This window comes from Amycolatopsis sp. NPDC049691, from assembly GCF_040675005.1.
In the GTDB taxonomy this organism is placed as follows: Bacteria; Actinomycetota; Actinomycetes; order Mycobacteriales; family Pseudonocardiaceae; genus Amycolatopsis.
Window position 1 is genome coordinate 79,768 of the sequence record NZ_JBFANX010000008.1, and the last position, 24,089, is coordinate 103,856.

Below are 24,089 nucleotides of genomic sequence, written 5' to 3' on the forward strand. Positions count from 1 at the left end.
GCCCAGGTTAGGGTGCGCCGGATCAGCCGTCACGGCGAGCCAGGGTGAAGGTCGCCGCGCCCAGGGCGAGGACGACGAGAACGGCGAACACCGCGGTCCCCGGCAGCGCGGACGAGGCCGTGCCGCTGACGGGCAGCGCGGTCACCGGCACGCGGCCGAGCGCGGCCAGCGTCGTCTCCCCGACGAACGTCCACACCGCGAACGCGCCGACGGCGAGCCCGGTGTGCCGCAGCAGCCCGCCGAGGGCGACCCCGGCGAGTCCGGAAAGGACGGTCAGCGGCAGCACCGGGGCCACCGCCCTGCCTGCCGCCCCCGCGCCGGCAGGCAGGGCACCCCCGCCGGTCAGCACCCCGGCGGCGGTCAGCACCACCATCAGCACCCCGCCCAGCACCGCGAGCCCGGCGGTGACCAGGGCCCGCGCGGCGACGATCCGGAACGGCGAGCGCAGCACCAGCCGGGTCGTCGCGAGGGTGCCGTGCTGGTGGTCGAGCCCGAACGCGGCGATCCCGATCGCCGCGACCAGCACCGCGCCCAGCCGGTCGGCCGGCCCGAACGCCGAGGTGAACGCGTCGAGCGTGCCCAGGTCGCGCTTGCGGCCCCAGTACAGGCCGGACGCGAACTGCAGGACTCCCGCGCAAGCGAGCAGCAGCCACGTCGACCGCAGCGAGCGGGCCCGCACCCATTCGTAGGCCAGCGCGTGCTTCACGGCAGCTCCGCCCGGTGCCGGACGGCGGCCGCGGTCGCGGCGAGGAAGGCGTCCTCCAGCCCGCTGCGCCGCACGAACAGCTCCCGCACCGCGACCCCCGCCCGGACGGCGACCGCCGCCACCCTCTCGGTGTCGGCGGTCTCGACGACCAGGTCGGCGGCTTCCTGCCGCACGCGCACCCGGCGCGGGCCAGCGCGACCAGGAGCGCGCTGGGCCGGTCGGCGCGCACCACGACGTCGGCGTGCGCGTGCCGCCGGACGAACTCGCCGAGGGGACCGGCCGAGACGAGCCTGCCGTCGCCGATGACGATGAGGTCGTCGGCGAGCAGCGACATCTCGGCCAGCAGGTGCGACGACGCGAAGATCGTGCGGCCCTCCCCCGCCAGCCGCCGCAGCAGGTCGCGGATCCACCGCACGCCTTCGGGATCGAGCCCGGTGGCCGGCTCGTCGAGGACCAGGTACTCCGGGTCGCCGAGCAGCGCCGCGGCCAGGCCGAGCCGCTGCTTCATGCCGAGGCTGAACCGGCCGGCGGGCCGGCTCGCGACGGATTCGAGGCCGACGGCCGCCAGGACCTCCCGCACCCGCCGGGCGCCCACGCCGCCGCCCGCGGCGACCATCCGCAGGTGCGCGGCGGCCGGCCGGGCGGGGTGCACCGCGGCGGCGTCGGTGAGCACGCCGACCGTCCGAAGTGGACCGGGGACGTCCGCGTAGACCCGGCCGCCGAAGGTGGTGCGACCTCGGCCGCGGGTCAGGCCGAGCATCAGCCGGATGGTCGTCGACTTGCCGGCGCCGTTGGGCCCGAGGAAGCCGGTCACCACGCCGGGCCGGACGGTGAAGGACAGTTCCTCGACGCCGGCACCGCCGCGGTAGGTCTTCGCGAGCCCGTCCGCGACGATCACCGGCACGCCGGGAGGTGGGCGTCGCGGCGGCCGACCGCGAACCACAGCAGGCTGCCCAGGAACGGCGCGCAGAAGGCGAAGATCACCCAGACGAGCTTCATGCCGCCGGTGAGCCGCGAGCCGAGGATGCTGACCAGCGCGGCCACGAACAGCACGGCGAAGGCCAGCAGGACGGCGCCGGTCAGGCCGAGCACGAGCCAGGACCAGGTCTGTTCGTGGCCTTCGATCAGGGCGGCCGGATGCATGTTCCCTCTCCTCACGTCGGTGGTGCCACCCAAGATCGCCGATCGCGCGCGCCCGCACATCGGATCTTCGGCGAGTCCGGGATAGGCGGAAAGTACTAGGCCGGCCTGCCGCTTGTACGGCTCTTGTACGGCCGCCGCCCACGATCGCACCGGACATCCCGATGGAGGAAACGTGAGAACCACACTGAAGGCGGCGGTGGCCACGATCGGCCTCGGCGTCGCGCTGACCGGGTTGGCCGCGCCCGCGGCCCACGCCGCGTCGGCCTACCCCGTGACGACCACAGTGGACGGTCGGACCGTCAAGGACCCCGACGTCGCGGTGGGCGGGCAGCGCATCGCGAACATGTACCCGGCGGGCACTTCGGTGACGCTGGCGTGCCAGGACACCGGCCCGGCGTACGGCGGCAGCAGCATCTGGGACCTGACCACCGACGGCCTGTGGGTGCCGGACGCCTACGTCAAGACCGGCTCGACGGCGATGGTCGCCCCGCAGTGCACCACCCCGCACGCGTACCCGGCCAAGGCCGACCTCAACGGCCGCGCGCACAAGGGCGACGCGGCGGACGCGGCGGGCAGCGTGGCGGACAAGTACCCGGCCGGCGCCTCGGTGCCGGTGGTCTGCCAGGCCACGGCGTCGGACGAGATCTGGGACTTCACCGGCGACAACCTGTGGGTGCCGGACGAGTTCGTCAAGACCGGGACCGAGGGCTTCGTCGGCGGCGTCCCGCACTGCGACACCGACGGCCTCAAGCCGGGCGGCACGGCCTACCCGGCGGACCCGCGCGCCGACAGCGCGATCGCGTTCGCCAAGGCGCGCCTGGGCCACACGGACTGGAACAACCAGTGCGAGCTGTTCGTGGAACGCGCCTTCGGCACCAGCGGCCGGTTCGCTTCGGCCACCACGCACTACCAGTGGCAGAAGAACAACGGCCGCATCCACAGCGGCTCGGTCGCCCCGGCCGGCGCGGCCGTGTTCTTCACCAGCACGACCAGCAACGGGCACATCATGCTCGCGCTCGGCGGCGGTGTCGCGATCAGCACCGGCCCGTCGGTGTACCAGACGAGCACGTACGCGCAGCGCTCCGACTACCTCGGCTGGGCTTACGTGCCGTCGAGCTGGTAACGCCGTCGTCCTCGAAGTCGATCTGCCAGCCGGCGGGCACCAGGGCGCGCTCGAAGCACACGCGGTGCTCGCCGGGTCCGGGTTCGGGTTCGGGCTCCATGGCCGCGATCACAGCACGTCACCCGGGCCCCGCAGGTCTCAATGTGAGACGTCGCGAAAAGATCTTGCCCTTTTCACCGAGAAGCTGTTGCCCATTCACCCAGCCCGGTTCTACCGTGTTCCGGGCATTGATCGGACTACTGGGGGTCTCATGTCATTGCGCCACCGATTGCTGAACGCCGCCGTCGGCGCCGGCGTCCTCGCGGGCCTGGTCGCCGCGCCGCCGGCGGCCGTCGCCGCGGCCGGGCCGACCACCCTGCCCGCCTCGCAGTACACCCTGGCCGCGAACTACAACCAGTTCGACGCCGTCAACTCGGCGCTCGTCTCGACGCTGGGCACCGCGGCCGTGCACACGGTCATGGACAACGCGAACCACGACCGCACGGCGCTGCCGTCGTCGTTCTCCGTCGCCGGGCTCTCGACCGGGTTCCGGTTCGACAGCGGGGACAACTCCGACTGCACGAACTACCCGCAGGGCATCACCACCAGCCGGGACGCGGTCGGCACGGCCAACAGCGGCAACTACGACGGCCACCAGCTCGTCGTGGTCAGCTGGTACACCAAGGACGGCTGCGACGGCGGCCAGACCCGCAGCCGGATCACCCTGGTCGACTGGGACGCCACCTACCCGAACAAGTACCGCAAGGTCCTGCTGGTCGAGCCGACCGGCACCGCGGCGGCCCCGGACTTCAAGGACATCCCGATCCACGCCGGCGGCGTCTCCTGGTACGGCGACTACCTCTACGTCGCCGACACCGGCAAGGGCATGCGGGTCTTCGACATGCGGAAGATCCTCAAGACCGACACCGGCGGCACGGCCGACCAGATCGGGCACCAGAGCGGCAGCACCTACTACGCCCACAACTACGCCTACGTCCTGCCGCAGGTCGGCTCGATCACGTCGAAGACGACGTCCGGCACGAACCTCGCCTGGTCGTCGATCTCCCTCGACCGGGTGAGCAAGTCGATCGTGATGACGGAGTACACGTGCTCGTCCGGGTGCACGGACTACCCGAACCGCGCGCCGCGGGCGATCCGCTACCCGTTCGCGTCGACCGGCACGTTCGCGGCGACGACGACGGCGAGCCAGGCGTTGCAGCTGCCGTGGTACAAGCTGAACGGCGTGGCGTCGCACAACGGGCGCTGGTGGTTCAACTCGTCCGGCTCGAAGCAGCTCTACTACTGGACGCCGACGGCCGGGTCGTCGACGTTCGCGTGGGTGGGCAGCGGCGAGAGCCTGTCCTACTGGGAGGACGACACCGCGGCCGACCTGCTGTGGTCCCTGCAGGAGGGCGCGGGCAACCGCAACGTCTTCGCGGTCACCCAGGCCACCTACGGCGGTGGCTGAGGTAGCCTGACCACATCGGACGATTCGGACAGCGCAGCAACCCGGGGCGGTACCGCCGCCTCGGGTTGCTGCTTGCCGTCCTGCTGTTCTTCGGCGGGGCCCCCGTGGTCCAGCCGTGGTCGTCGTCGTCCGACGGCCCGGCGGTGGCGACCGCACCGTCACACGACCTCGTCTCGGTCCGCCCGGCTGCCCCACGCGGCCCGGCCACCACCCCCGTGCCGTGGGCGCTCACCCCGGCCTCGTCCACCGCCGCGCCGGTCCCGGCGTGGTGGCGCGCCGAATCCCCCGGCCCGGCACTCCGGGCCGTCGCACTTCCGGCTTCGCGGTCCACCCGCGCTCCGCCTGCCTTCGCGAGCTGAACCCGTTTCCACGGCGCCGTGCCCGGCGTCGTGCCCACTGCTGCGCGCGAAGGATTTTCGATGGTGTCTGTTGTCGTGTTGGCTCTGCTCCTCGCCGCTGTCGCGGTCTCCGTCGGGTTGATGGTGAAGATGTACCGGGACGACGAGCCGTTGCTCGGCGGGCTGGGGATCTGCCTGCTCGTCGGGCCGGGTTCGGTGCTGGCGTTCCTGTACGTGGGCTTCGCCGGCTAGCCCGGCCGTCCGGCGGGGCGGACAGCGGCGGGTCCGGTAGCCTGTGTTCACGAAGTGAACAGCCGTACCCACTCCCGGCGGAGGCTCCCGTGACCAAATCGACGCGGTCCCCGGATGCCCGCGCCGACCAGGCGGACATCCAGGCGGTGAGCCGCGTCAGCCAGATCCTGTCGCTGTTCGACCCCGCGACTCCCGAGGTCACCGCCACCCAGGTCGCCGAGCGGCTCGGCCTCAACCGCACGACGGCGTACCGGTACTGCACGTCCCTGGTCGCGGCCGGGCTGCTCGAGCGCAGCAACGAAGGCGGGTACGTGCCCGGCGGGCTGCTGCTGCAGCTCGGCGCGTTCGCCATCGGCCACCGCCGCGTCGTCAACCTCGCGCCGCGGCACATGCAGGCGCTCTCGCGCGCGACGCAGACGAGCGTCGTGCTCAGCCTGTGGGGCCTCACCGGCCCGGTGGTCTCGCGGGTCGAAGAGAACGCCTCGACGATCGTCATCGTGTCCGTGCGGGTGGGCAGCCACCTGCCGCTGGACACCGCGCAGAGCAAGGTCTTCCTCGCCTACCACGCCGACCAGCTGTCGATGGAACGGCTGATCGGCAACCTGTCCGGCACCGCGCGCGACGAGCTGCGCGCCGACGTCGACCGGGTCCGCGCGGTCGGGCACTGCTCGGCGATGAGCACGCCGGGGATAGTGGCCGTGGCTGCGCCGGTGTTCGACGAGTACGGCATCTGCGCGACGATCGCGATCGTGGGCCCGGACAACACGTTGTCGATGGGCGACGACACGCCCGAACTGCGGGTTGTCGTCGACACCGCGCGCGAGTTGACCCTGGAGCTGGGCGGGCACTACCGGCCCGACGACCTCCAGCGCGCGGTGTAGGGCAGCCACGCCGGCGACGGCAGCGGCGGGATGTCCGCGTACTCCCGCGTGTCGGGCAGCGCACTGCCGACGAAGTCGTCGGTGACCCCGGAAACGCCGTCGACCAGCTCCCGGAGCACGGCGGGGCCGCCGATCCACAACGCCGTCACCACTTCCACGGCCCGGGCACCCGCGGCGAGGAACCGCCGGACGTCGGCGGCCGTGCGAGCGCCGTTCGTCCCGATCAAGGGCACGTCGAGCCGCTGAAAAGCCTTGCCCACCCAGTAAAGGCTCATCGGCAGGCACCCGGGTGAGCTCCACGCGCCCCACGAGCCGAGCACCGAACCGCCTTCGAGGTCGGGCAGGAAACCCGGGTAGCGGCCGACCAGGCCGACCGCGTCCGCACCGGCCGAGCGGGCCGCACCGGCCAGCGCGACGACGTCCGACGCCTGGCCCGGCAGCTTCACGAACAAGGGGACGTCGACGGCGGCCCGCACGGTCCGCACCGCGTCGGCCACACCGTCCACTTCGGTCAGTTGCCGCACCGCGCGGGCCTCGCGGCCGTGCGGGGCGCCGATGTTCAGCTCGACCGCCGGGACGACCGAGGCCAGCGCACGTCCGATCCGCGCGGCCGCGGCCGGGTCGCCCAGGGTGATGCTGCCGAGCACCGGGCAACCTCGTACGGCGCCGTGGGAAACGGCGGAGGCCAGCATCGCCAGCCAGTCGTCGAGGTCCACGGCCGCGAGCCCGGACCGGTTGAGCAGGCCGTCGCCCGGCCGGCCCGTGCCCGGCGGCCGTACCTCTCCGCCGGCGGAAACGAAGGCGTAGTCCGCGATGGCCAGCTGCTCCCGGGCCGCCGCGCTTTCGTTCACCGACTTGGCCACCACCGCCCCGGCGCCCGCGTCGACGCACGCGGTGATCCCCTCCAGGGTCATGGTCAGCTCGGACGAGCCGACCCACACCGGGTTGGCGGTGGCCAGTCCCCCGACCTCCACACCGTCCATTCAGGACAGCTTCGGGATCGTGCTGTCGTCGGCCATGTCGACGTCCTTGGTCTCCGGGCCGAGGAAGCCGCCCAGGCTGATCAGCAGACCGGCGAGCACGATCAGGACCCCCGGGGCGAGGTGCGCCGGCATGAAGCCGTCGAACTGCTGCAGGTAGAACTGGTAGAACGCCGGGGCGATCAGCGCGAGGCTGTAGCCGACGCCGTAGCCGGTCGACCGGATGCTCGCCGGGAACCGCTCGGTCAGGTAGGCCGCGATCGGGCCGAACGTGCCGACGGTGAACACGCCGATGAGCACGCCGAAGCCGAGCGCCGCGCCGAAGCCGCCGTCCGAGGCCATCAGCAGCGTGTAGGAACCCGCGCCGAGCACGACCATCGCCAGGCCGTAGCCGATGTAGAACCGCCGTCGCCCGATGCGCTGGGACAGCATGCCGAACAGCGGGTACGACAGCGCCGCGGACGCGTTGATCACCAGCATCGTCAGCGTGACCTCTTTGCTGGACAGCTCCAGGTGCGCCTTCAGCTGCGCGGGTGTCACGGCCGCTTCCATGTTGGTCGCGAGCCAGGTGCCGGTCATCAGGATGAACACCTGACCCAGCGCCCGCGGGTACTTCTTCAGCAGCCGGACGAAGGGGAGCTTGTGTTTCTCGCCGGTCAGCTGGGCCGGGGGCTCGTGGACCTGCTTGAGGTAGTAGCGGAACAGCACCGCGGCCAGCAGCGCGCCGACGAAGAACGGGATCCGCCAGCCCCACTGCACGTACGCGCTGTGCAGGCCGGCGGCGGGCAGCAGCTGCAGCATGAGCAGCGTGATCGCGGCGATCACCGCGTACGCGGCCGGCGAGGTCGAGGTGATGATCGAAGCGTAGAGGCCGCGCTTGTGCTTCGGGCTCCACTCCATCGCCAGCGGCACCGCCGTCGTGTACTCGCCGCCGAGGAAGATCCCGTCGACGAACCGCAACGCGATGAGGGTGCCGACCGACCACATCCCGATCGTCTCGTGCCCGGGCAGGCACGCGGTCAGCAGCGTGATGGTGCCGAAGCCGCCCACCGCGACGAGCGTCGTGCGCTTGCGGCCGACCGTGTCGGCGAAGTGGCCGAAGATGATCGCGCCGAGCGGGCGGCCGATCAGCGTCGAGGCGAACACCAGGGACGCCAGCAGCGCCGTCGTGCTCGCGCTGAGGTTCGCGGCCTGGAAGTACGCGGTCGCCGGGGCCAGCACGACGATCGGCAGGTAGATGTCGAACTGGTCGACGAAGTACGCGAGCGTCCCGCCGCGGACCGCGGCGCGCACCTTCGCGGGGTCCGGGCCGTGCGGGGTACCGGGGCGAACGGCCGCCTCCGCGGCGTCGGGCGGTGTGGACATCGGTGTCCTCCGTTTTCGAACCTGGTGTTCACGAAGCGAACGTCAGACACTCTAAATACCGCCAACGGTGAACACAAGAGCGGTCACAGGGTTGACAGCCGGTCTTATAGTGAACTTTGACTTCATAATGCGAACGAGAGGCACGCTGATGAGCCCCGCCATCGCCGCCGTCCTGGACGGCCTGGTCGACATGCACGTCCACTCCGGCCCGAGCCCGTTCCCCCGGCGCTTCGACCACGTGGAGGCCGCTCAGGACGGCGCCCGCATCGGGATGCGCGCCATGGTCGCGAAGTCCCACCACCACAACACCCAGATGGACCTCCTCGCGATGAAGGGCCGCCTGGCCGACGTCAAGGCGCAGGCCTTCGGCGGGATCGCGCTGAACAGCACCGTCGGCGGGCTCAACGTCCACGCCGTCCGGATGACCCTGCGGATGGGCGGCAAGGTCGTCTGGTTCCCGACCATCTCCTCCGGCCGGCACATCGACTGCCACCCCGAGGACGGCGCCTTCCCGACCACGACCGTCCCGCTGACGCTGGAGCGCATCGACATCGTCGACGGCGAAGGCGCGCTCAAGCCCGAGGCGCTCGAGATCCTCGACGAGATCAAGGAGCAGCAGGCCGTCCTCAACGGCGGGCACATGTACCCCGAGTACATCAAGACGCTGTTCCAGGAGGCGCACGAGCGCGGCATGAAGCGGATGGTCGTCAGCCACCCCGACTTCGTCATCGGCGCCGACCCGGCCCTGTGCCGCGAGCTGATCGAGCTCGGCGCGTTCATCGAGCACGAGGTCGGCATGTACGACCCCGAGGGCACGCAGAAGTGGGACCCGAAGAACCTGCTGACCTGGATCGAGGCGCTCGGCCCGGAGCACACCGTGCTGGCTTCGGACTTCGGCCAGAAGGCCAACCCGAAGCCGGTCGACGCGTGGCTGCGCGTCGGCGAAGCCCTGCTCGACCTCGGCCTGCCGGAGAAGGACCTGCGGCGGATGGTCCGCGACAACCCGACGTACCTGCTGAACCTCGACGCCTGAAAGGACCCGCTCGTGTACGAAAAGGACGATCCCCGCTCCGGCCTGGCCACCGCGGCCCGGCCCGACAGCGGCGACGCCATCGCGGCCGCGCAGTACCTCGACCTGCGGGATACGCCGGTGGTGCGGGCGCAGAACGTCATCCTCATCCACACCGAGGCCCGCGACGGCGACGACCTCGACAACGGGACCCTCGAAGGGGAGCTGGCGATCGTCGTCACCGGCGCTTCGCCCGCGTTCACCGTGCTCACCGCCGATGGTGCGACCAAAGTGGACTCGCCAGGGCTCGTGGTGGTCCCACCCGGCGCGTCCCGGATCGGCGTCCACGGCGACGGGCCGCTGGTCCGGCTGGTCGAAGCGAGCGAACCCGCGTGGCGGGACCGCGTCGCCAATGCGGACGCGTATGCCCAGGACCACCCGCGCGTCGCGCTGCTGGAGCGCTGGCCGGCGCCCGCCGAAGAGCGCGTCCGCTTCTACCCGCTGTCGGACGTGCCGGACGACCCGAAGCGGTTCGGGCGGATCTTCCGCACGCGGTCGTTCATGGTGAACTTCCTGCCCCTGCAGAACGGGCCGCGCGACCCGCGCAAGCTCTCGCCGCACCACCACGACGACTTCGAGCAGCTTTCCCTGGCCGTGCAGGGGGAATACGTCCACCACATCCGCACGCCGTGGCTGCCCGACAGCACGACGTGGCGCGAAGACGAGCACGTGCGGATCGGGAGCCCGTCGGTGACGATCATCCCGCCGCCGACGGTGCACACCTCCGCGGCGAGCGACCCGGGCGTGAACCAGCTGATCGACATCTTCAGCCCGCCGCGGGTGGACTTCTCGGAGAAACCGGGCTGGGTCCTGAACGCCGACGACTACCCGATGCCGTGAGCGGGCGCACCGGGGGTGGGCTGTTCACCCGCCCGCGCACCCCCGTCGGGACGTGGCTGAAGATCGCGTCGACCGAGCCCGCCGAGATCATGGCGTTCGCCGGGTTCGACTTCGTCGTCATCGACCTGGAGCACTCGCCCCTGGACCTGGTGACGGCGTACCGGCTGATCAACACCGCCGCGGCGCTGGGCCTGACGCCGCTGGTGCGGGTGCCGGACAAGACGCCGTCGACGATCCAGAAGATCCTCGACGCGGGCGCCATGGGCATTCTCGTCCCGCACGTCGACACCGTCGAGGAGGCGGCCGCCGTCGGACGGGCGTGCCGGTTCCCGCCGCACGGCGTCCGCGGCGCCGGCGGAACCAGCCGGGCCGGGGCGTGGGGCCTGCGCCCGAACGCGGAGTACCTCGCGGCGGGCAACGACGACGTGCTGTGCATCCCGCAGCTGGAAAGCGTCGAAGCGGTCAAGGCCGCGCCGGAGATGCTCGCACTGGACACAGTGGACGCGGTGTTCGTCGGGGCCGCGGACCTGTCGATGTCGATGGGGTCGACGCCCGCGTCGCCGGACGTGCTCGACCTGATCGCCTCGGCGATTTCGGCCGCGCACGACGCCGGGAAGAAGTGCGGGCTCGCGTTCGGCGGGGTGCCGGAGAAGGCCGCGCGGGCGGTCCGGGACGGCTGCGACTTCGTGCTGCTCAGCAACGACACGACGATGCTGGCCGAAGTCGCCCGCGGGCTGGTCCGGGCGTTCCGGGACGCGACCGCATGACGCTCTCGCTGCCGCGCACCGCGTTGTCGATCGCCGAGCTGGACGACCTCGACCACGACGGGGTCGTCCGGTTCGTGCGGGCGCTCGAGGAGTTCGGCCACCGGATGGTCTGGATCCCCGAGGTCAACGGGCGGGAGGCCTTCACGACGGCGGCACTGGTCCTGTCCGCCACCGAACGGCTGGTCGTCGGCAACGGCGTCGCCCGGGCCCTCGAGCGGGTGCCGAAGTCGGCGGGCTCGGCGGCGCGGGACCTCGCCGACGGCTACCCCGGGCGGTACGTGCTGGGGCTCGGAGTGAGCGGGGCGGTCCGCGAACGCGGGGTCGGACCGCTGCCGTTCCTGCGGGAGTACCTCGACGGCGTCGACAAGGTGGCGTCCGGGGTGCCGAAGGTGCTCGGGGCGTACTCGGCGGGGATCACGCGGCTGGCCGCCGAGCGCGCCGACGGGCTGATCACGTTCCTCGTCACGCCGGAGCACACCCGCTGGGCGCGCGAGACGGTCGGGGACCTCTTCCTGTCGGTCGTCCAGTGGGCGGTGGTGGGCCGGTCGCGCGCGGCCGCCCGCGAGGTCGCCCGGGACCGGCTCGCCTACTACCTGACGCTCCCCCACCAGCTCGCGAAGCTGAAACGGCTCGGCTTCACCGACGCCGACCTCGCGCCGCCGGGGTCCGACCGGCTCGTCGACGCGCTCGTCGCCTGCGGCACGCCGGCCCAGGTGCGCGAAGCGGTGCAGGCGCAGTTCGACGCCGGCGCCACCCAGGTCGCGTTGACGCTGGCCGGCCCGCTCGACGACGCGAAGCTCGACGCCTACCGCGCACTCGCCTTGGAGGAGAACTGATGCGCCCGGCCGAAAAAGTCATCATCACCACCGCGATCACCGGCTCGGTGAACATCCCGTCGCAGAGCCCGTACCTGCCGCTGTCCGCCGACGAGGTCGCCGACGCCGCGCTGGAGGCGATCGAGGCGGGCTCGGCGATCGTCCACCTGCACGCCCGCGAGCCGGACGGCCGGCCGACCCCCGATCCGGACGTCTTCGAGAAGATCGTCGGGCGGATCACCGCGGAATCCGATGCCGTCGTCAACATCACCACGGGCGGCGCGTCCTCGATGACGATGGACGACCGGCTCGCGGCCGCCTACCGGCTGCGGCCCGAGCTCGCGTCGATGAACATGGGATCGATGAACTTCGTCTACTCCGGCATCGCCGACAAGGTGACGGAGTGGAAGCACGGCTGGGAAAAGCCGTACGTGCTCAACACGTACTCGAAGCCGTTCGTGAACACGTTCGACAAGATCGAGCACACGCTGCGGACGCTCGGCGAGTCCGGGACGCGGTTCGAGTACGAGTGCTACGACATCGGGCACCTGTATTCGCTGGCGTACTTCGCCGAGCTGGGCCTGGCGAAGCCGCCGTTGCTGATCCAGGGCGTGTTCGGCGTCCTCGGCGGGATCGGCGCCGATCACGCGAACCTGGAGCACATGGTGCGGATCGCGGACAAGCTCTTCGGCGACGACTACTGCTTTTCGGCGTTCGCCGCCGGCCGCGACCAGCTGAGCTTCGGCACGCACAGCGCGTGGCTCGGCGGGCACGTGCGGGTCGGCCTGGAGGACAGCCTGTGGATCGGCAAGGGGCGCCTCGCGGAGAGCAACGCCCAGCAGGTCCGGAAGATCCGGGCGGTGGTGGAGGATCTGGGCAAACCGATCGCCACGCCGGCCGACGCGCGCACGATGCTGGCACTGCGAGGAGGAGCGGCATGAGCTTGCTGACGGGCAAGGTGGTTCTGGTGGTCGGCGCCAGTTCGGGGATCGGCGCGGACGCCGCGCGGGTGTTCGCTTCGGACGGTGCTTCGGTGATGCTGGTGGCCCGGCACGAAGAGCCACTGTCCAAACTGGCGGCGGAGCTTTCCGACCACGACGTCGCGTACACGACGGGCGACGTATCTTCGGCGTCCGATGTGGACGCGTTCGTCTCGGCGACGGTGTCCCGCTTCGGCCGGCTCGACGGCGCGTTCAACAACGCGGCGATGGGCGGCGGCGGGCGGCTCGACCAGGTGTCCGAAGCGGACTTCGACCGGATCATGGCGGTGAACGTCAAGGGCACGTGGCTGTGCCTGCGGGCGGAGGTCGCGGTGATGGAGCGCCAGGGCGCGGGCTCGATCGTGAACGTGAGCAGCATCGGCGGGCTGCGCGGCAGCCCGGGCATGGGCGCGTACCAGGCGACGAAGCACGCGGTGATCGGCCTGACCCGCACGGCCGCCCACGACTTCGGGCCGCTGGGCATCCGGGTCAACGTACTGGCCCCGGGCCCGACGGAGACGCCGATGCTGGACGAGCTGCGCCGCACGATCCCGGGCGGCGTGGAGGCCCGGATAGCGGCAACGCCGTTGCGGAAGGCGGGCACCGGAACGGAAGTGGGCTCGACGGCGGCGTTCCTGTTGAGCGACCGGGCAAGCCACTTGAGCGGAGTGGTGGTCCCGGTGGACGGCGGCTTCACGGCGTGAGCGGTGGGGCGGCCCGGTGCCGCCCCACCCGGGAGTCATGCCAGGTCGGGGATCAGCTCGCCGACCAGCCGGATGCTCTTCAGCACCTTCTCGTGCGGGATGCCGCCGATCTGCTGGAGGCACATCATCCGGTCGATGCCCAGCTCCGCGTACGCACGCAGCTTCTTGCGGCACGTCTCCGGGCTGCCCACGATCAGCGAGTCCTGCGCGCTCAGCACCTCGAACACCTCGTCGTCCGGGACCTGCTCGCCCTGCAGGATCCGGGCGATCAGGAGGTTCGCCTCCGACGGCGCGTTCGCCGCCTCGCCGCGCAGGAAGTCGCCCGTCAGGCCCGGGGACTTCACCAGCTCCTCGTTGCGTGCGTTGGCTCGCACGAACTCCGTCGCCGCTTCGAAGAACGTCAGCGCCGTCACCGTGTACCAAGCCGCGGCCGCCGCCGCGCCGTTGCGCATGGCCTCCTCGTCGGTGTCCGCGCAGTGCACGAACGTGAAGAAGCCGACCTGGTCGTTGACGAACGCCCCGACCGGCTCGGTGCACTCCGCGGCCGCCGCGCGGTACAGGCCGACCAGGCGGCCCGCACGTTCCAGGGACTCCCACATCGTCGTGCCCAGCACGCCCACCCCGCGCCGGCCCGCCTCCTCGAACGACGCCGGGCTCGCGGCCGCCTGCCACAGCGGCGGGTGCGGCCGCTGCAGCGGCTTCGGCCCGATCCCGACGCCGTCGACGCGGTAGGCGTCGCTCTCGTAGGAGAACCGTTCGGAGGTCCACATCTTCGGCACCATCTCGAACGCCTGCTGCGTCTGGGCGCGCGCGTCGTCCGGTTCGATGCCGAACAGGCGCCACTCGGGGATCGTCGAGCGGGTCAGGCCCAGCTCCACGCGCCCGCCGCTGAGGTGGTCGAGTGTCGCCGCCCGCTCGGCGACGCGGATCGGGTGGTTGAACTTCCCCGGCGCGAGCACCGCGGAGTGCCCGAGCCGGATCCGGCTGGTGCGTTGCGAAAGCGCGGCGAGCATCAGCTCGGGCGCGGACGAGAGGCTGAACTCCCCCGCGCCGTGGTGCTCGACCTGCCACCAGCACCCGTAGCCGAGTTCGTCGGCGAGGACGGCCTGTTCGATGGCCTGCCGGAACCGCAGCTGTTCGTGCCCTTCGGGCCAGGGCCGCGGGTTCTGGATCTCGTTGAACAGGTCGATCTTCATCCACGGCTCCTCTTCATCGGGGTCACCGGAAGGTCAGTCTCCGAGAGCTACCGGGTCGTTACGGATGGTCACCCGGACGGAGCAGCTTGGTTCACGCGCCACCCCGGTGGCACGCTTTCCCGGACGAAGGGCGGTGCCCATGGCGATGCAGCCGAACGGGCCGCGGCGGGCCGAGGTGCTCGCCGCTCTTTCGCTCGCCATCGATCTCGGGCTCGGGCAGCCCATGGAGCACATGCTGCGCTCCGCACTCATCGCCACGAGGCTCGCCGACCGGCTCCGGCTCGACGACCACCAGCGCGGCACCACCTTCTACGCCACCCTCGTCGCCTGGATCGGCTGCCACGCCGACTCCCACGAACTCGCCGCGTGGTTCGGCGACGACATCGCCTTCCGCTCCGCGACCTACCGCGTCGACTGGGCCGGCCTGCCGTTCCTGCGGCTGCTCGCCACCCACGCCGGCCGGGACCGGACGCCGGTCGCGCGGGGTGTCGTCGCGGCCGCCTTCCTCCTGCGGGCCCGCGGCCGGCTCGCCGAGCTGATCCACTCCCACTGCTCGTCCGCCGGGCGGCTCGCCGGCCGGCTGGGGCTGGACGAGACCGTCGGCCGCGCGCTCGCCGGCACCTTCGAACGCTGGGACGGCAGCGGCCTGCCCACCGGCGCCCGCGGCGACCGCCTCCCGATCGAGGTGCGCGTCGTGCACCTCGCCGAGGTCGCCGAGGTGTACCTGCGGCGCGGTGGTGTCGCCGCCGCGCGAGCCATGGCCGCGGCCCGCAGCGGCAGCCAGTTCGACCCCGCCGTCGTCGCCGCGTTCACCGGCGCCGCAAGCGAAATCCTCGACGGCCTGCTCGACGCCGACGTCTGGACGGCCGCCCTCGAGCAGGCCCCCGACCGCGACCGGACGCTCACCGACGACGAGCTCGACGACCTCCTCACCGCGATCGGCGACTTCGCCGACCTCAAGTGCCCCTTCGCCATCGGGCACTCACGCGGGGTCGCCGACCTCGCCGCCGAAGCCGCCCGCCACAGTGGACTGTCCGAACCGGACGTCCGGCTCGTCCGGCGGGCCGGGCTGGTGCACGACCTCGGCCGGATGGGCGTGCCCAACAGCATCTGGGAGAAGCCCGGGCCGCTGTCGGAGGCCGAGCGGGAACGCGTCCGGCTGCACCCCTACCTGACCGGCCGGATCCTGTGCCGGGTGACGGGACTGGAGCAGGTCGCCGCCATCGCGGCGGCGCACCACGAGCGGCTCGACGGCTCCGGCTACCCCCTCGGCGCGCCCGGCGCGGCGCTGACCCCGCACGCCCGGCTGCTCGCCGCCGCCGACGTCTACCACGCGCTGCGCGAACCGCGGCCGCACCGCCCGGCGCGCGACGCCGTGGACGCGGCCGAGATCCTGCGGCAGCAGGCGCGGGAGTCCCGGTTGGACGCGCACGCCGTCGACGCCGTGCTGCTCGCCGCCGGGCACGCGCGCCGCCGGCCGGCGCACCCCGCGGGGCTGACCGGGCGCGAGGTCGAGGTGCTGCGGCTGCTCGCCGGCGGTGGCTCGAACCGGGAGATCGCGCGGGCGCTGTCGATCAGCGAGAAGACGGTCCGCAACCACGTCGAGCACATCTACGCCAAGGCCGGCGTGTCCAACCGGACCGGCGCCGGGCTGTTCGCGCTCGAACACGGCATCGCCGGCCTGCCCGGAAGATGAGGCATCCGCCCCATGCGCGGACGGCCGGGCGGGCCCGAGGCTGAGGCACACCGAAAGGAGCCCCCCATGCCCACCCGTGCCGTCGTCAGCCTCACCACCGGACTCGAAGACCCCGAAAAGGTCACCGTCGCGTTCCTCGTCGCGGTCGGTGCCGCCGAACAGCACCGACCGACCCTGATGTTCCTGACCAAGGAGGCGGTCCGGCTCGCCCTCGACGGGTTCGCGCGGGCGACGGCCTGCGAGGGCTGCCCGCCGCTGGCCGACCTGGTCAAGCGCTACGAAGCCGCCGGCGGCCGGTTCCTGGTCTGCCCGATCTGCTTCACCGCCCGCCACCTCGCCGACGAAGGCCTGGTCGCCAACGCGTCCCTCGGCGGCACCGTGCCGATGTGGGAGTGGATCGGCGACGAGCCCGTCACGACGTTCAGCTACTGACGCCATGACCACCGCAGGCGAGAAGTTCGCCCACGCCCTGGCGGCCCGTGACTCCGCCGGGCTGCGCGCGGTACTGGCCGGCGAAGTCGACTTCGCCGCGCTCACCCCGGGCCGGCACTGGAGCGCCACCGACCCGGCGGAGATCGTCGACGACGTGCTCCTCGGCCGCTGGTTCGGTCCCGGCCGCACGATCCACGAGCTGTGCTCGGTGACCACCGGCCGCGTCGCCGACTGCGAACACGTCACCTACCGGCTGCGGGTCGAGCGCGACGGCGTCGACCACCTCGTCGAACAGCAGGCGTACTACACGGCGCACAACGGCGAAATCGGCTGGCTGCGCGTCCTCTGCTCCGGCTACCGGCCACTCGCCGGCTGAGAATCCGATCACGTCGGCGTGGCTCACCGCGCCGCGGGGCCGTCCGCCTGCCATCCTCTTGCGATCAGGAAGACAGGCGGACGGAGGCACCCGTGGGCGTCATCAGCTGGATCGTGCTCGGGCTCATCGCGGGACTGATCGCGAAGGCCCTCATGCCGGGCAAGGACCCGGGCGGCTGCATCATCACGATCCTGCTCGGCATCGGCGGCGCGTTCGTCGGCGGCTGGGTCGGCAAGACCCTGTTCCACACGGATCTCGGCACGTTCTTCGATCTCCGCACGTGGGGCCTGGCCGTCCTCGGCGCGCTGATCATCCTGGTCATCTACCGGATGGTCTTCGGGCGAAGCCGCCGCGACTAGCCCCGCACTTGGTCGCCGCGGCCCGGGCGGCAGGTGATAATCCACGCCCATGAGCGCGGAACTGGACATCCTGCTGGTCGAGTACCAAGCCCTGCGCGAGGACGACCGCGGGACCTCCGGCAGCCAGAGCGCACTGGCCAGCGTGTTCGTGGCCCTGCTGGCGGGGCTGTTCGCGATCTTGGTCGGCGACTGCCGGTTCCGTGGCACGGCGATGACCGCGGCCAAGACCGCCGGAAGCTGTTACGACCTTCCGGAGCCCGTTTACGTAGCGGCTCCGGCCTTACCGTTCGCCGTGCTGTGCTACATCATCATGCTCGGCACGCAGGTGACCATCAAAAGCTTCTACATGCGCGCCATCGAGAACGAACTGCGGCGCCACCACATCGAGCTGCGCGCCATCCCGGGGATCCTGGCCGGCTCGGCGACCGAACTCGTCCTGGCGATCACGAGCCCGAGGCGCGGCAGGCGCTCCTACTTCGTCATGCTGCTCGTCCTCACCTTGAGCTTCGCCGTCGCCCTCGGTGGGTGGGTCGTGTTCGTGGCCCTCAGCCTGTCCGTCCCGGCCATGATCGCGATGTTCGCGCTCTACGGTCCGCTGCTGGCGCTCCTGCTACAGCAAGGAATCCTCACCAACACGGGTGGCCGGAAACTCCTGCACGGCGCGGCGGAACACCTGCGGAACAGCCGGGACTACCCCCTGACCCCTCTGGCACCGGAAGCCGGGCGGATCCGCCGGCCCGGCGAGCGATCACTGCTTTCCTACCTGGTGCTCCCCCGCCCGCTCGATACGGTCAAATGGACCTTCATCCCGATCGCCTACGCCGTGGGAGCGGTCACCGCCGGCCAGGGGCCAGGCGGGTCCGGCCTGGCGGCGGCGGCCGTCGGCTGGCTGGTCTTCGAGTACCTGATCTACCAGGGCCGCTACCAGTGGAACGACATCCGCGGCCTCGCCGACGACCAGAACCACCCGGCCCGCCGCGAACGCGGGCGGCTACCGGTGACCCGTCGGGGACCACTCCACTCCGTGGCGCTGAGCACCATCGTCATCGTGACCCGTGCCGTGCTGGCCGTGGTCATCGCGGTCACGGTCGTTCCGGCACCGGTCTCGGCCGTCGTCCTGGTGTCGTTCGTGGGCGTCTGGGTTCCCGCCTGGCTCTACGAGTTCCTCCGGGCCGGGACCTCGCGCCCCGGCAGCCGGGCCGCGGCGATCTGGCTGGTGGTGGGCGCCGGGTACGCCGTGCGAGCTGCGGCCGGGTTGGCGCTGGCCGGCGTTGTCCCCCATGGGCGAACCGTGGGCACGTTCTTCTTGTTCGGCGCGGCTGCCTGGGCGTTCGGGATCGTCTTCGTGACGATGACGTGGGTGTTGGAGGCCACCGGCCATTGCGGCCAGGCTGCCGACGGGACGCTCGAGAAGCCGGCCGGCCTGGTGGCGAAGCCGCATCTGGAGCGTCTGTTGCCCTTCACACCGTTCCCGTCGCGGCCGGTGCCGAATGCGGACGGTTCGGCGGCGTCGCTGCGCGCTCTGGCCGGGAAAACCGCGGTCGTGACGCCGTGGAACGCGGGACTCGTCGTCGCCACGGTGTGCGGGATCGCCGCGTGCGCGCACGGCGGGCAGCTGCTCCTCGCGGTGGTGGGTGGTCTGTCCGCGGGGTTCGTCGTCTTGACGCCATCGGTCCCGGCACGCTGGGTCGTCGCCGCGGTGACGGTCGCGGCGCTCGGCCTCACCGCTGCCTCGGTCGGCGACGGGCGCGGAACGGCCGGCGCGACCGCGGTGGCAGGGCTTTTCTTCGCCGTGTACTGCTTCTTTCGCCAGTCGGCGTACCAGGACCTCCGGGACGCTCTCAAGAAAGCGGGCGCAGCAGTCGCTTCGCTGAAGAACGGGGCGGCGAAGGCCGCGACCTGGCTGGTGATGCGGTTGATCGGCCGCCGGACGTGGGCGCTCGTGACCGGCTCGACCCCACCCGCGGAGTGACCCATGGCCGAGTGTCCGGCGGCCGACCTGACCGCGGTCAGTTCAGGCTGACGCCGTAGGCGCTCATCGCCTCGCCGACCGGCTGGAAGAACGACGTTCCCGAGCCCTTGCCGGACGTGATGCCGAGGCCGACGCTGCCGGCGAACAGGCAGCCGCCCGAGTCGCCCGGGTTGACCAGCGCGTTGGTCTGGATCAGCTGGGACACCGAGCCCTCGGCGTAGTTCACCGTCACGTTCGTCCGCGTGACCGAGCCCGACGTCAGGTGCGTGGTGCTGCCGCTCTTGCTGATCCGCTGGCCGACCGTCGCGGTACCGGCCGAGCTGATCCGCTGCGTCGAGCCGTTCCACAGGGTGACCGCGCCGGGCGCGCTGCCGGTGGTGTTGCGGATCAAGCCGTAGTCGTTGCCCGGGAAGCTCGAGCCCTGCGACGGGCCGACGTTCCACTGCGACACCGCGCGGGTGCAGTGGCCGGCGTCGAGGATGTAGTTCTGGCCGCCGCGGTTGGTGTTGAAGCCAACCGAGCAGCGCGTGCCGCCTCCGGTGATGGCCTCGCCGTTGTAGATCGCCGTGTGCATCTCGCCGGCGACCCGTTCCACCCGGACGCGGTCGCCGAGCGCCGCCGCGGCCGCCAGCAGGGCCTCGGTGCCCTTGGCCGCGTCCGCGACCGTCAGCACGACCTGGTTGGTCTTCGGGTCGAGCCCGACCGACGTGTGCGCGACCGCGGGCAGCGCCTGCAGGGCGTTCTGCGCGCTCGCGAGCGCGGCGCTCGAGTGCTTGACGAGCCGGGCCTGCGCGCCGGCCGCGGTGACCCGGTCGGCGGCCGCCTGGTCGAGGACGTTCACCACGGGTTTCGCGGCGGCGTCGAGGTAGCCGTCGGCCGCGCGGGCGCCGAGCGCGGCGGTGACCTGGTGCAGGGTTTCGACGCTCGCCGCCTGCGTCCGCAGCAGCGCGACCGCGGCGGACTCGCTGATCCCCGCCTCCGCGGCGAGGGACGCGACGGCGTCGCGCTGGACGTCGGGTGAGTAGCCGTCGACGGTGACCGCGCCGGCCGGGCTCGTCAGGAAGCCGGCGACCGCGGCGGTGGCCACCAGCGCGGTGGCGGTGCGGGCGAGCAGGTGTCTTGTGCGCATGCCGGTACTCGCTTTCACGGGGGAACCGGCACGAGGGATGGCCGCGCCGGTCGGGGTGGGGGTCCGGTGATCCGGTGGGCCCGAGGGTGATCCCGCGGCGTGGACCCGCGGTACCGACTTTCGTCGTACAGGACAAAAGATAGGTACCGGGCATTCCGGACACCGCACAGTAACCCCTGCGAACCACTCCCCGGCCGCGGTCCACTCGACCGTCCACATGCGACAGGCCGGCACGGCCCGGCGTGGTACCCACTTTCGACCATCTTCAAACAACGCACGGCTCGCGCCACGCCGTCGCCGCGCGGGTGGCAGGATGTGACCGGTGAGCATGCGGACCAGGAACAACGTCGTCGAGACCGGGCGCGAAGACGGGCCGGTCGTGCTGCTCGCCCACGGCTTCGGCTGCGACCAGAACCTGTGGCGCCTCGTCGTTCCCGCGCTCGCCGAGCACTACCGCGTCGTGCTGTTCGACCACACCGGCGCCGGGCGCTCCGACCTGTCCGCCTGGACCCCGGAGCGCTACGGCACCCTCGACGGCTACGCCGACGACGTCCTCGCCCTGTGCCGCGAACTCGACCTCACCGACGTCGTGCTCGTCGGGCACTCGGTCAGCGCGATGATCGCCGTCCTCGCCGCCAACCGCGAGCCGGACCGGTTCGCGAAGCTGGTGCTGCTCACGCCGTCGCCGTGCTACCTCGACGACGACGGCTACCGCGGTGGCTTCAGCCGCGAGGACATCGACGAACTGCTCGAAGCGCTGGAGTCCAACTACCTCGGCTGGTCGGCGACGATGGCGCCGGTGATCATGGGCAATCCGGACCGCCCGGAGCTGGGCGAGGAGCTGACCAACAGCTTCTGCCGCACCGATCCCGCGATCGCACGGGTCTTCGCGCGCGCCACCTTCCTTTCCGACAACCGCGCCGACCTGGCGGAGGTCTCGGTGCCGACGCTGATCGTCCAGTGCGCGCAGGACGCCATCGCACCGCCCGAGGTCGGGCAGTTCACCCACGACCGGATCGCCGGCAGCCGCCTGGTGACGCTCGACGCCACCGGGCACTGCCCGCAGCTCAGCGCGCCCGAAGCCACCGCGGCCGCGATCACCGCGTTCGTGAGCGGCCCATGATGTGCGCCGCCGGCGGCCGGGAGGACGCGGACCCGGCGTTTTCCGCGCTGCTGGAGGACAGCGCGGAGGACCTCTACGAGAACGCGCCCTGCGGCTACCTCTCGACGCTGCTGGACGGCACCATCGCGAAGATCAACGCGACCCTGCTGGGCTGGCTCGGCCACGAGCGCGAGGAGCTCGTCGGGCGGCGGCGGTTCTCCGACCTGCTGACCGTCGGCGGCCGGCTCTACCACGAAACGCACTTCGCGCCGCTGCTGCGCATGCAGGGCGAGCTCGGCGGCGTCGCCTTCGAGCTGAAGACGGCGAGCGGCGGCCGGCTGCCGGTGCTGGTGACCTCGACGGTCAAGACCGGCTCGGACGGCACGGCCCAGCTCATCCGCACCACGGTGTTCGACGCGCGCGACCGGCGCGCCTACGAGCAGGAACTGCTGCGGGCGCGCGACGAAGCCGAGCGGGAACGCGACCGCGTGCAACGGCTGGCGCGGACGCTGCAGCAGACGCTGCTGCCGCCGTCGCCCGCCGAGGTGCCCGGCATGCAGGTGGCGGCGTACTACCACCCGGCGTCGGCCGACCAGGTCGGCGGCGACTTCTACGACCTGTTCCCGGTCACCGGCGACACGTGGGGGTTCTTCCTCGGCGACGTCTCGGGCAAGGGCGCGCCGGCCGCGGTGGTGACGTCGCTGGCGCGCTACACGCTCCGGGCGGCCGCGGTCCACGCCCCGGACCCCGCCGTCGCGCTCGGCACCCTCGACACGTTGCTGCAGCAGGAGTTCCACAGCACCGACCCGCGCTACTGCACGGTGATCAACGGCCGCATCCGGCCGGACGGCGACCGCGCGACGGTCACCTTGGCCGGCGGCGGCCACCCGCCGGCGTTGCTGATCCCCGCCGACGGCGCCGCGCGGTTCGTGCCGCTGCGGGGCGGCCAGCTCGTCGGCGCCCTGCCCGGCGCGCGGTTCGTGTCGGCCGAGGTGCGCCTGGGGCCCGGCGACACGCTGCTGCTCTACACCGACGGCCTGACCGAAGCCCGCGTGAACGGCCGCACCCGCTACAGCGAAGAACAGCTTCGCGAGGACCTGGCCGGCCTGGCCCCGACGACGGCCCCGGCGGTGGTCGAAGCGGTCACCGCCCTGCTGGCCGGCTTCGGCGACGGCGTCGAGGACGACACCGCCCTGCTGGCGTTCAGCATTCCCCTGCCCGGAGGCGATCAGCGATGACGAGTCCGTTCTCGACCTCGACCGAGCCCGCCGACACGGGCCCGATCCTGACCGTCCGGGGCGAACTCGACGTCGCGACCGCGCCCCAGCTGCGCACCCGGATCGCGGAGCTGGTGCTGGCGGCCGGGCAGCTGCTGGTGGTCGACCTGGCCGGCGTGACGTTCTGCGACTCCAGCGGGATCTCGGCGTTGATCGCGGCGCGCAACGCCGCCGAGGCGGCCGAGGCCTCGATCGCGCTCGTCGCCGTGCCGGCCCGGCTCACCAGGACGTTCGCGCTGACGGGCCTGTCGGACTTCTTCCCGACCTACGCGACGGCCGAGGAGGCCGTCCGTCAGAGGCAGGGCGGCCGGTAGCCGTCCACGCGCAAGCCGCGGAACTCGAGCCGGTTCGGCGTCTTGCCGACGAAGACCAGGCCGCGCGCCTCGGTCAGCGCCGACGCGAACGAGTACGCCGGCGTCCCCAGCTCCGGCAGTGAAGTCCAAGCCCGGGGCCGGAAGCCGAAGAACTTCGTGACGAGCTTCCCGTGCGTCGACGGCACCGGGGTGAGCCACTTGTCGCCGCCGCTCCAGTGCGACGCCGGGCGCAGCTGGACGTAGAGGTCGTCGGTGGCGCGGTAGGTCAGCCAGAAGCCCGCCGACCGGGAGAGGTCGGCCTGCGCCTCGAACCGGTTCCCGAGCCAGACGACGGCCACGTGCCACTCGTCGTTCACGAAGTCGATCTTCGCCGTGTACCGGTGCCCTTCGCGCACGAGAAGACTCCCGGTGGCCGGGACGGTGGTGCCCTCACCGCTGGCGAGCCACTGCTGCAGCCGGTCGATCGACGGCGTCGCGCACTCGCACGGCGCCGCCGGCGACGCGTCAGCGGCCGGGGTGACCAGCGAAAACAGGAGGAGGGATGCGATGACCGCGAGCGTCCGGGCGAAGGCGAGGCGCATGCCGGGAAGCTAGCACACCGGATGTGCGCCGCGTCACGGAATGCGCGTCGATCTTGGGCGCTACACAGGGGTAGGAACCGATCGAACCCCAAGGAGGGCCATGTCCGCCACCAGCACGCCGGCCGAAGCGCCGACCACCCCGGTGGTCCCGGTGCTCGACGACTTCGACTTCGACCTCACCGACGGTGCGGCCTGCCGCATCGACGACCCGGACTGCGAAGCCTGCCAGTGAGCCGGCGTCCCCG

At 72.0% G+C, this 24,089-nt stretch carries 27 protein-coding genes and 1 pseudogene; 19 read left to right on the forward strand and 9 right to left on the reverse strand.

Translation table 11 applies throughout. From position 1 onward, the window contains the following. Window positions 1–22: 22 nt before the first annotated feature. The 4 genes and pseudogenes from AB0J40_RS19910 to AB0J40_RS19925 form a co-directional block, all read right to left on the reverse strand. On the reverse strand, window positions 23–706 hold the full coding sequence (locus tag AB0J40_RS19910) for a hypothetical protein (protein WP_364454929.1): 684 nt from the start codon (window positions 704–706) through the stop codon (window positions 23–25). Continuing rightward, window positions 703–879, reverse strand: coding sequence for a hypothetical protein (locus AB0J40_RS19915; RefSeq protein ID WP_364454932.1), 177 nt, complete (start codon window positions 877–879; stop codon window positions 703–705). Before AB0J40_RS19915 ends, AB0J40_RS19910 begins: the two co-directional genes overlap by 4 nt. Window positions 880–1,106: 227 nt before the next feature. Further along, window positions 1,107–1,649 (reverse strand): annotated as a pseudogene (locus tag AB0J40_RS19920) (ATP-binding cassette domain-containing protein); the annotation flags it as partial. After that, complete coding sequence (locus AB0J40_RS19925) at window positions 1,601–1,849, reverse strand: PLD nuclease N-terminal domain-containing protein (protein WP_364454935.1); 249 nt, start codon at window positions 1,847–1,849, stop codon at window positions 1,601–1,603. The gene AB0J40_RS19925 and the pseudogene AB0J40_RS19920, both read right to left, overlap by 49 nt. A 172-nt stretch (window positions 1,850–2,021) precedes the next feature. Between AB0J40_RS19925 and AB0J40_RS19930 the strand changes: the two genes are divergently transcribed. The 4 genes from AB0J40_RS19930 (at window position 2,022) to AB0J40_RS19945 (ending at window position 5,890) form a co-directional block, all read left to right on the forward strand. Then, the gene (locus AB0J40_RS19930) at window positions 2,022–2,972 is read left to right on the forward strand and encodes a hypothetical protein (RefSeq protein ID WP_364454938.1); all 951 of its coding nucleotides are present in this window, start codon (window positions 2,022–2,024) and stop codon (window positions 2,970–2,972) included. A gap of 250 nt (window positions 2,973–3,222) precedes the next feature. Then, window positions 3,223–4,419, forward strand: coding sequence for a hypothetical protein (locus AB0J40_RS19935; protein WP_364454941.1), 1,197 nt, complete (start codon window positions 3,223–3,225; stop codon window positions 4,417–4,419). Between the two features lie 419 nt (window positions 4,420–4,838). After that, window positions 4,839–5,009, forward strand: a complete 171-nt coding sequence (locus AB0J40_RS19940) for a hypothetical protein (protein ID WP_364454944.1) — start codon at window positions 4,839–4,841, stop codon at window positions 5,007–5,009. 89 nt (window positions 5,010–5,098) lie between these two features. Next, window positions 5,099–5,890: an IclR family transcriptional regulator gene (locus tag AB0J40_RS19945; protein WP_364454947.1), complete on the forward strand. Its 792-nt coding sequence runs from the start codon at window positions 5,099–5,101 to the stop codon at window positions 5,888–5,890. Here AB0J40_RS19945 and AB0J40_RS19950 read toward each other — a convergent pair. Continuing rightward, window positions 5,857–6,873 (reverse strand): hypothetical protein, encoded by a 1,017-nt coding sequence (locus AB0J40_RS19950; protein ID WP_364454950.1) that lies wholly within the window; start codon window positions 6,871–6,873, stop codon window positions 5,857–5,859. The two genes, AB0J40_RS19945 and AB0J40_RS19950, sit on opposite strands and share 34 nt — an antisense overlap. Further along, window positions 6,874–8,235: an MFS transporter gene (locus tag AB0J40_RS19955; RefSeq protein WP_364454953.1), complete on the reverse strand. Its 1,362-nt coding sequence runs from the start codon at window positions 8,233–8,235 to the stop codon at window positions 6,874–6,876. A gap of 148 nt (window positions 8,236–8,383) precedes the next feature. On the opposite strand from AB0J40_RS19955, the gene AB0J40_RS19960 reads away from it, so the two are divergent. From AB0J40_RS19960 to AB0J40_RS19985, 6 genes are read left to right on the forward strand one after another with little or no spacing between them, the layout of a single operon-like run. After that, complete coding sequence (locus tag AB0J40_RS19960) at window positions 8,384–9,268, forward strand: DUF6282 family protein (RefSeq protein WP_364454956.1); 885 nt, start codon at window positions 8,384–8,386, stop codon at window positions 9,266–9,268. Window positions 9,269–9,280: 12 nt separating this feature from the next. Further along, window positions 9,281–10,144: a hypothetical protein gene (locus AB0J40_RS19965; protein ID WP_364454959.1), complete on the forward strand. Its 864-nt coding sequence runs from the start codon at window positions 9,281–9,283 to the stop codon at window positions 10,142–10,144. After that, window positions 10,141–10,911 (forward strand): aldolase/citrate lyase family protein, encoded by a 771-nt coding sequence (locus AB0J40_RS19970; protein ID WP_364454962.1) that lies wholly within the window; start codon window positions 10,141–10,143, stop codon window positions 10,909–10,911. Before AB0J40_RS19965 ends, AB0J40_RS19970 begins: the two co-directional genes overlap by 4 nt. After that, window positions 10,908–11,747 (forward strand): LLM class flavin-dependent oxidoreductase, encoded by an 840-nt coding sequence (locus tag AB0J40_RS19975; protein WP_364454965.1) that lies wholly within the window; start codon window positions 10,908–10,910, stop codon window positions 11,745–11,747. Before AB0J40_RS19970 ends, AB0J40_RS19975 begins: the two co-directional genes overlap by 4 nt. Further along, on the forward strand, window positions 11,747–12,667 hold the full coding sequence (locus AB0J40_RS19980) for a 3-keto-5-aminohexanoate cleavage protein (protein ID WP_364454967.1): 921 nt from the start codon (window positions 11,747–11,749) through the stop codon (window positions 12,665–12,667). The genes AB0J40_RS19975 and AB0J40_RS19980 overlap by 1 nt, the downstream gene beginning before the upstream one ends. Continuing rightward, window positions 12,664–13,410, forward strand: a complete 747-nt coding sequence (locus AB0J40_RS19985; RefSeq protein ID WP_364454970.1) for an SDR family NAD(P)-dependent oxidoreductase — start codon at window positions 12,664–12,666, stop codon at window positions 13,408–13,410. The genes AB0J40_RS19980 and AB0J40_RS19985 overlap by 4 nt, the downstream gene beginning before the upstream one ends. A gap of 35 nt (window positions 13,411–13,445) precedes the next feature. Here the strand turns inward: AB0J40_RS19985 and AB0J40_RS19990 are convergent, their stop codons facing one another. After that, complete coding sequence (locus tag AB0J40_RS19990; protein WP_364454972.1) at window positions 13,446–14,606, reverse strand: LLM class flavin-dependent oxidoreductase; 1,161 nt, start codon at window positions 14,604–14,606, stop codon at window positions 13,446–13,448. A 139-nt stretch (window positions 14,607–14,745) separates the two neighbouring features. Here AB0J40_RS19990 and AB0J40_RS19995 point away from each other — a divergent pair, with 139 nt between their 5' ends. The 5 genes from AB0J40_RS19995 to AB0J40_RS20015 all read left to right on the forward strand — a co-directional run bounded on the left by AB0J40_RS19995 (window position 14,746) and on the right by AB0J40_RS20015 (window position 19,441). Then, complete coding sequence (locus AB0J40_RS19995) at window positions 14,746–16,302, forward strand: HD domain-containing phosphohydrolase (RefSeq protein ID WP_364454975.1); 1,557 nt, start codon at window positions 14,746–14,748, stop codon at window positions 16,300–16,302. 66 nt (window positions 16,303–16,368) lie between these two features. Continuing rightward, window positions 16,369–16,734 carry a DsrE family protein gene (locus AB0J40_RS20000; RefSeq protein ID WP_364454978.1) on the forward strand — a complete coding sequence of 122 codons (366 nt, stop codon included), beginning with the start codon at window positions 16,369–16,371 and terminating at the stop codon, window positions 16,732–16,734. A gap of 4 nt (window positions 16,735–16,738) precedes the next feature. Beyond that, window positions 16,739–17,110: a hypothetical protein gene (locus AB0J40_RS20005; RefSeq protein ID WP_364454981.1), complete on the forward strand. Its 372-nt coding sequence runs from the start codon at window positions 16,739–16,741 to the stop codon at window positions 17,108–17,110. Window positions 17,111–17,202: 92 nt separating this feature from the next. Beyond that, window positions 17,203–17,469, forward strand: a complete 267-nt coding sequence (locus AB0J40_RS20010) for a GlsB/YeaQ/YmgE family stress response membrane protein (protein ID WP_364454984.1) — start codon at window positions 17,203–17,205, stop codon at window positions 17,467–17,469. A gap of 49 nt (window positions 17,470–17,518) precedes the next feature. Then, window positions 17,519–19,441, forward strand: coding sequence for a hypothetical protein (locus AB0J40_RS20015; protein WP_364454987.1), 1,923 nt, complete (start codon window positions 17,519–17,521; stop codon window positions 19,439–19,441). A gap of 37 nt (window positions 19,442–19,478) precedes the next feature. On the opposite strand, the gene AB0J40_RS20020 is transcribed toward AB0J40_RS20015, so the two are convergent. Then, window positions 19,479–20,570 carry a S1 family peptidase gene (locus AB0J40_RS20020; RefSeq protein WP_364454990.1) on the reverse strand — a complete coding sequence of 364 codons (1,092 nt, stop codon included), beginning with the start codon at window positions 20,568–20,570 and terminating at the stop codon, window positions 19,479–19,481. Window positions 20,571–20,892: 322 nt separating this feature from the next. Here AB0J40_RS20020 and AB0J40_RS20025 point away from each other — a divergent pair, with 322 nt between their 5' ends. The 3 genes from AB0J40_RS20025 to AB0J40_RS20035 are packed head-to-tail and all read left to right on the forward strand — an operon-like array spanning window position 20,893 to window position 23,263. Further along, window positions 20,893–21,693 carry an alpha/beta hydrolase gene (locus AB0J40_RS20025; protein WP_364454993.1) on the forward strand — a complete coding sequence of 267 codons (801 nt, stop codon included), beginning with the start codon at window positions 20,893–20,895 and terminating at the stop codon, window positions 21,691–21,693. Next, window positions 21,690–22,910, forward strand: coding sequence for a SpoIIE family protein phosphatase (locus AB0J40_RS20030; RefSeq protein WP_364454995.1), 1,221 nt, complete (start codon window positions 21,690–21,692; stop codon window positions 22,908–22,910). The genes AB0J40_RS20025 and AB0J40_RS20030 overlap by 4 nt, the downstream gene beginning before the upstream one ends. Next, a complete protein-coding gene (locus AB0J40_RS20035; RefSeq protein WP_364454998.1) occupies window positions 22,907–23,263 on the forward strand; it encodes an STAS domain-containing protein in 357 nt (118 codons plus the stop codon). Before AB0J40_RS20030 ends, AB0J40_RS20035 begins: the two co-directional genes overlap by 4 nt. On the opposite strand, the gene AB0J40_RS20040 is transcribed toward AB0J40_RS20035, so the two are convergent. Next, window positions 23,242–23,844 (reverse strand): hypothetical protein, encoded by a 603-nt coding sequence (locus AB0J40_RS20040; RefSeq protein WP_364455001.1) that lies wholly within the window; start codon window positions 23,842–23,844, stop codon window positions 23,242–23,244. The genes AB0J40_RS20035 and AB0J40_RS20040 overlap by 22 nt on opposite strands. Window positions 23,845–23,944: 100 nt before the next feature. On the opposite strand from AB0J40_RS20040, the gene AB0J40_RS20045 reads away from it, so the two are divergent. Then, on the forward strand, window positions 23,945–24,076 hold the full coding sequence (locus AB0J40_RS20045) for a hypothetical protein (protein ID WP_364455004.1): 132 nt from the start codon (window positions 23,945–23,947) through the stop codon (window positions 24,074–24,076). Window positions 24,077–24,089: the final 13 nt, after the last annotated feature.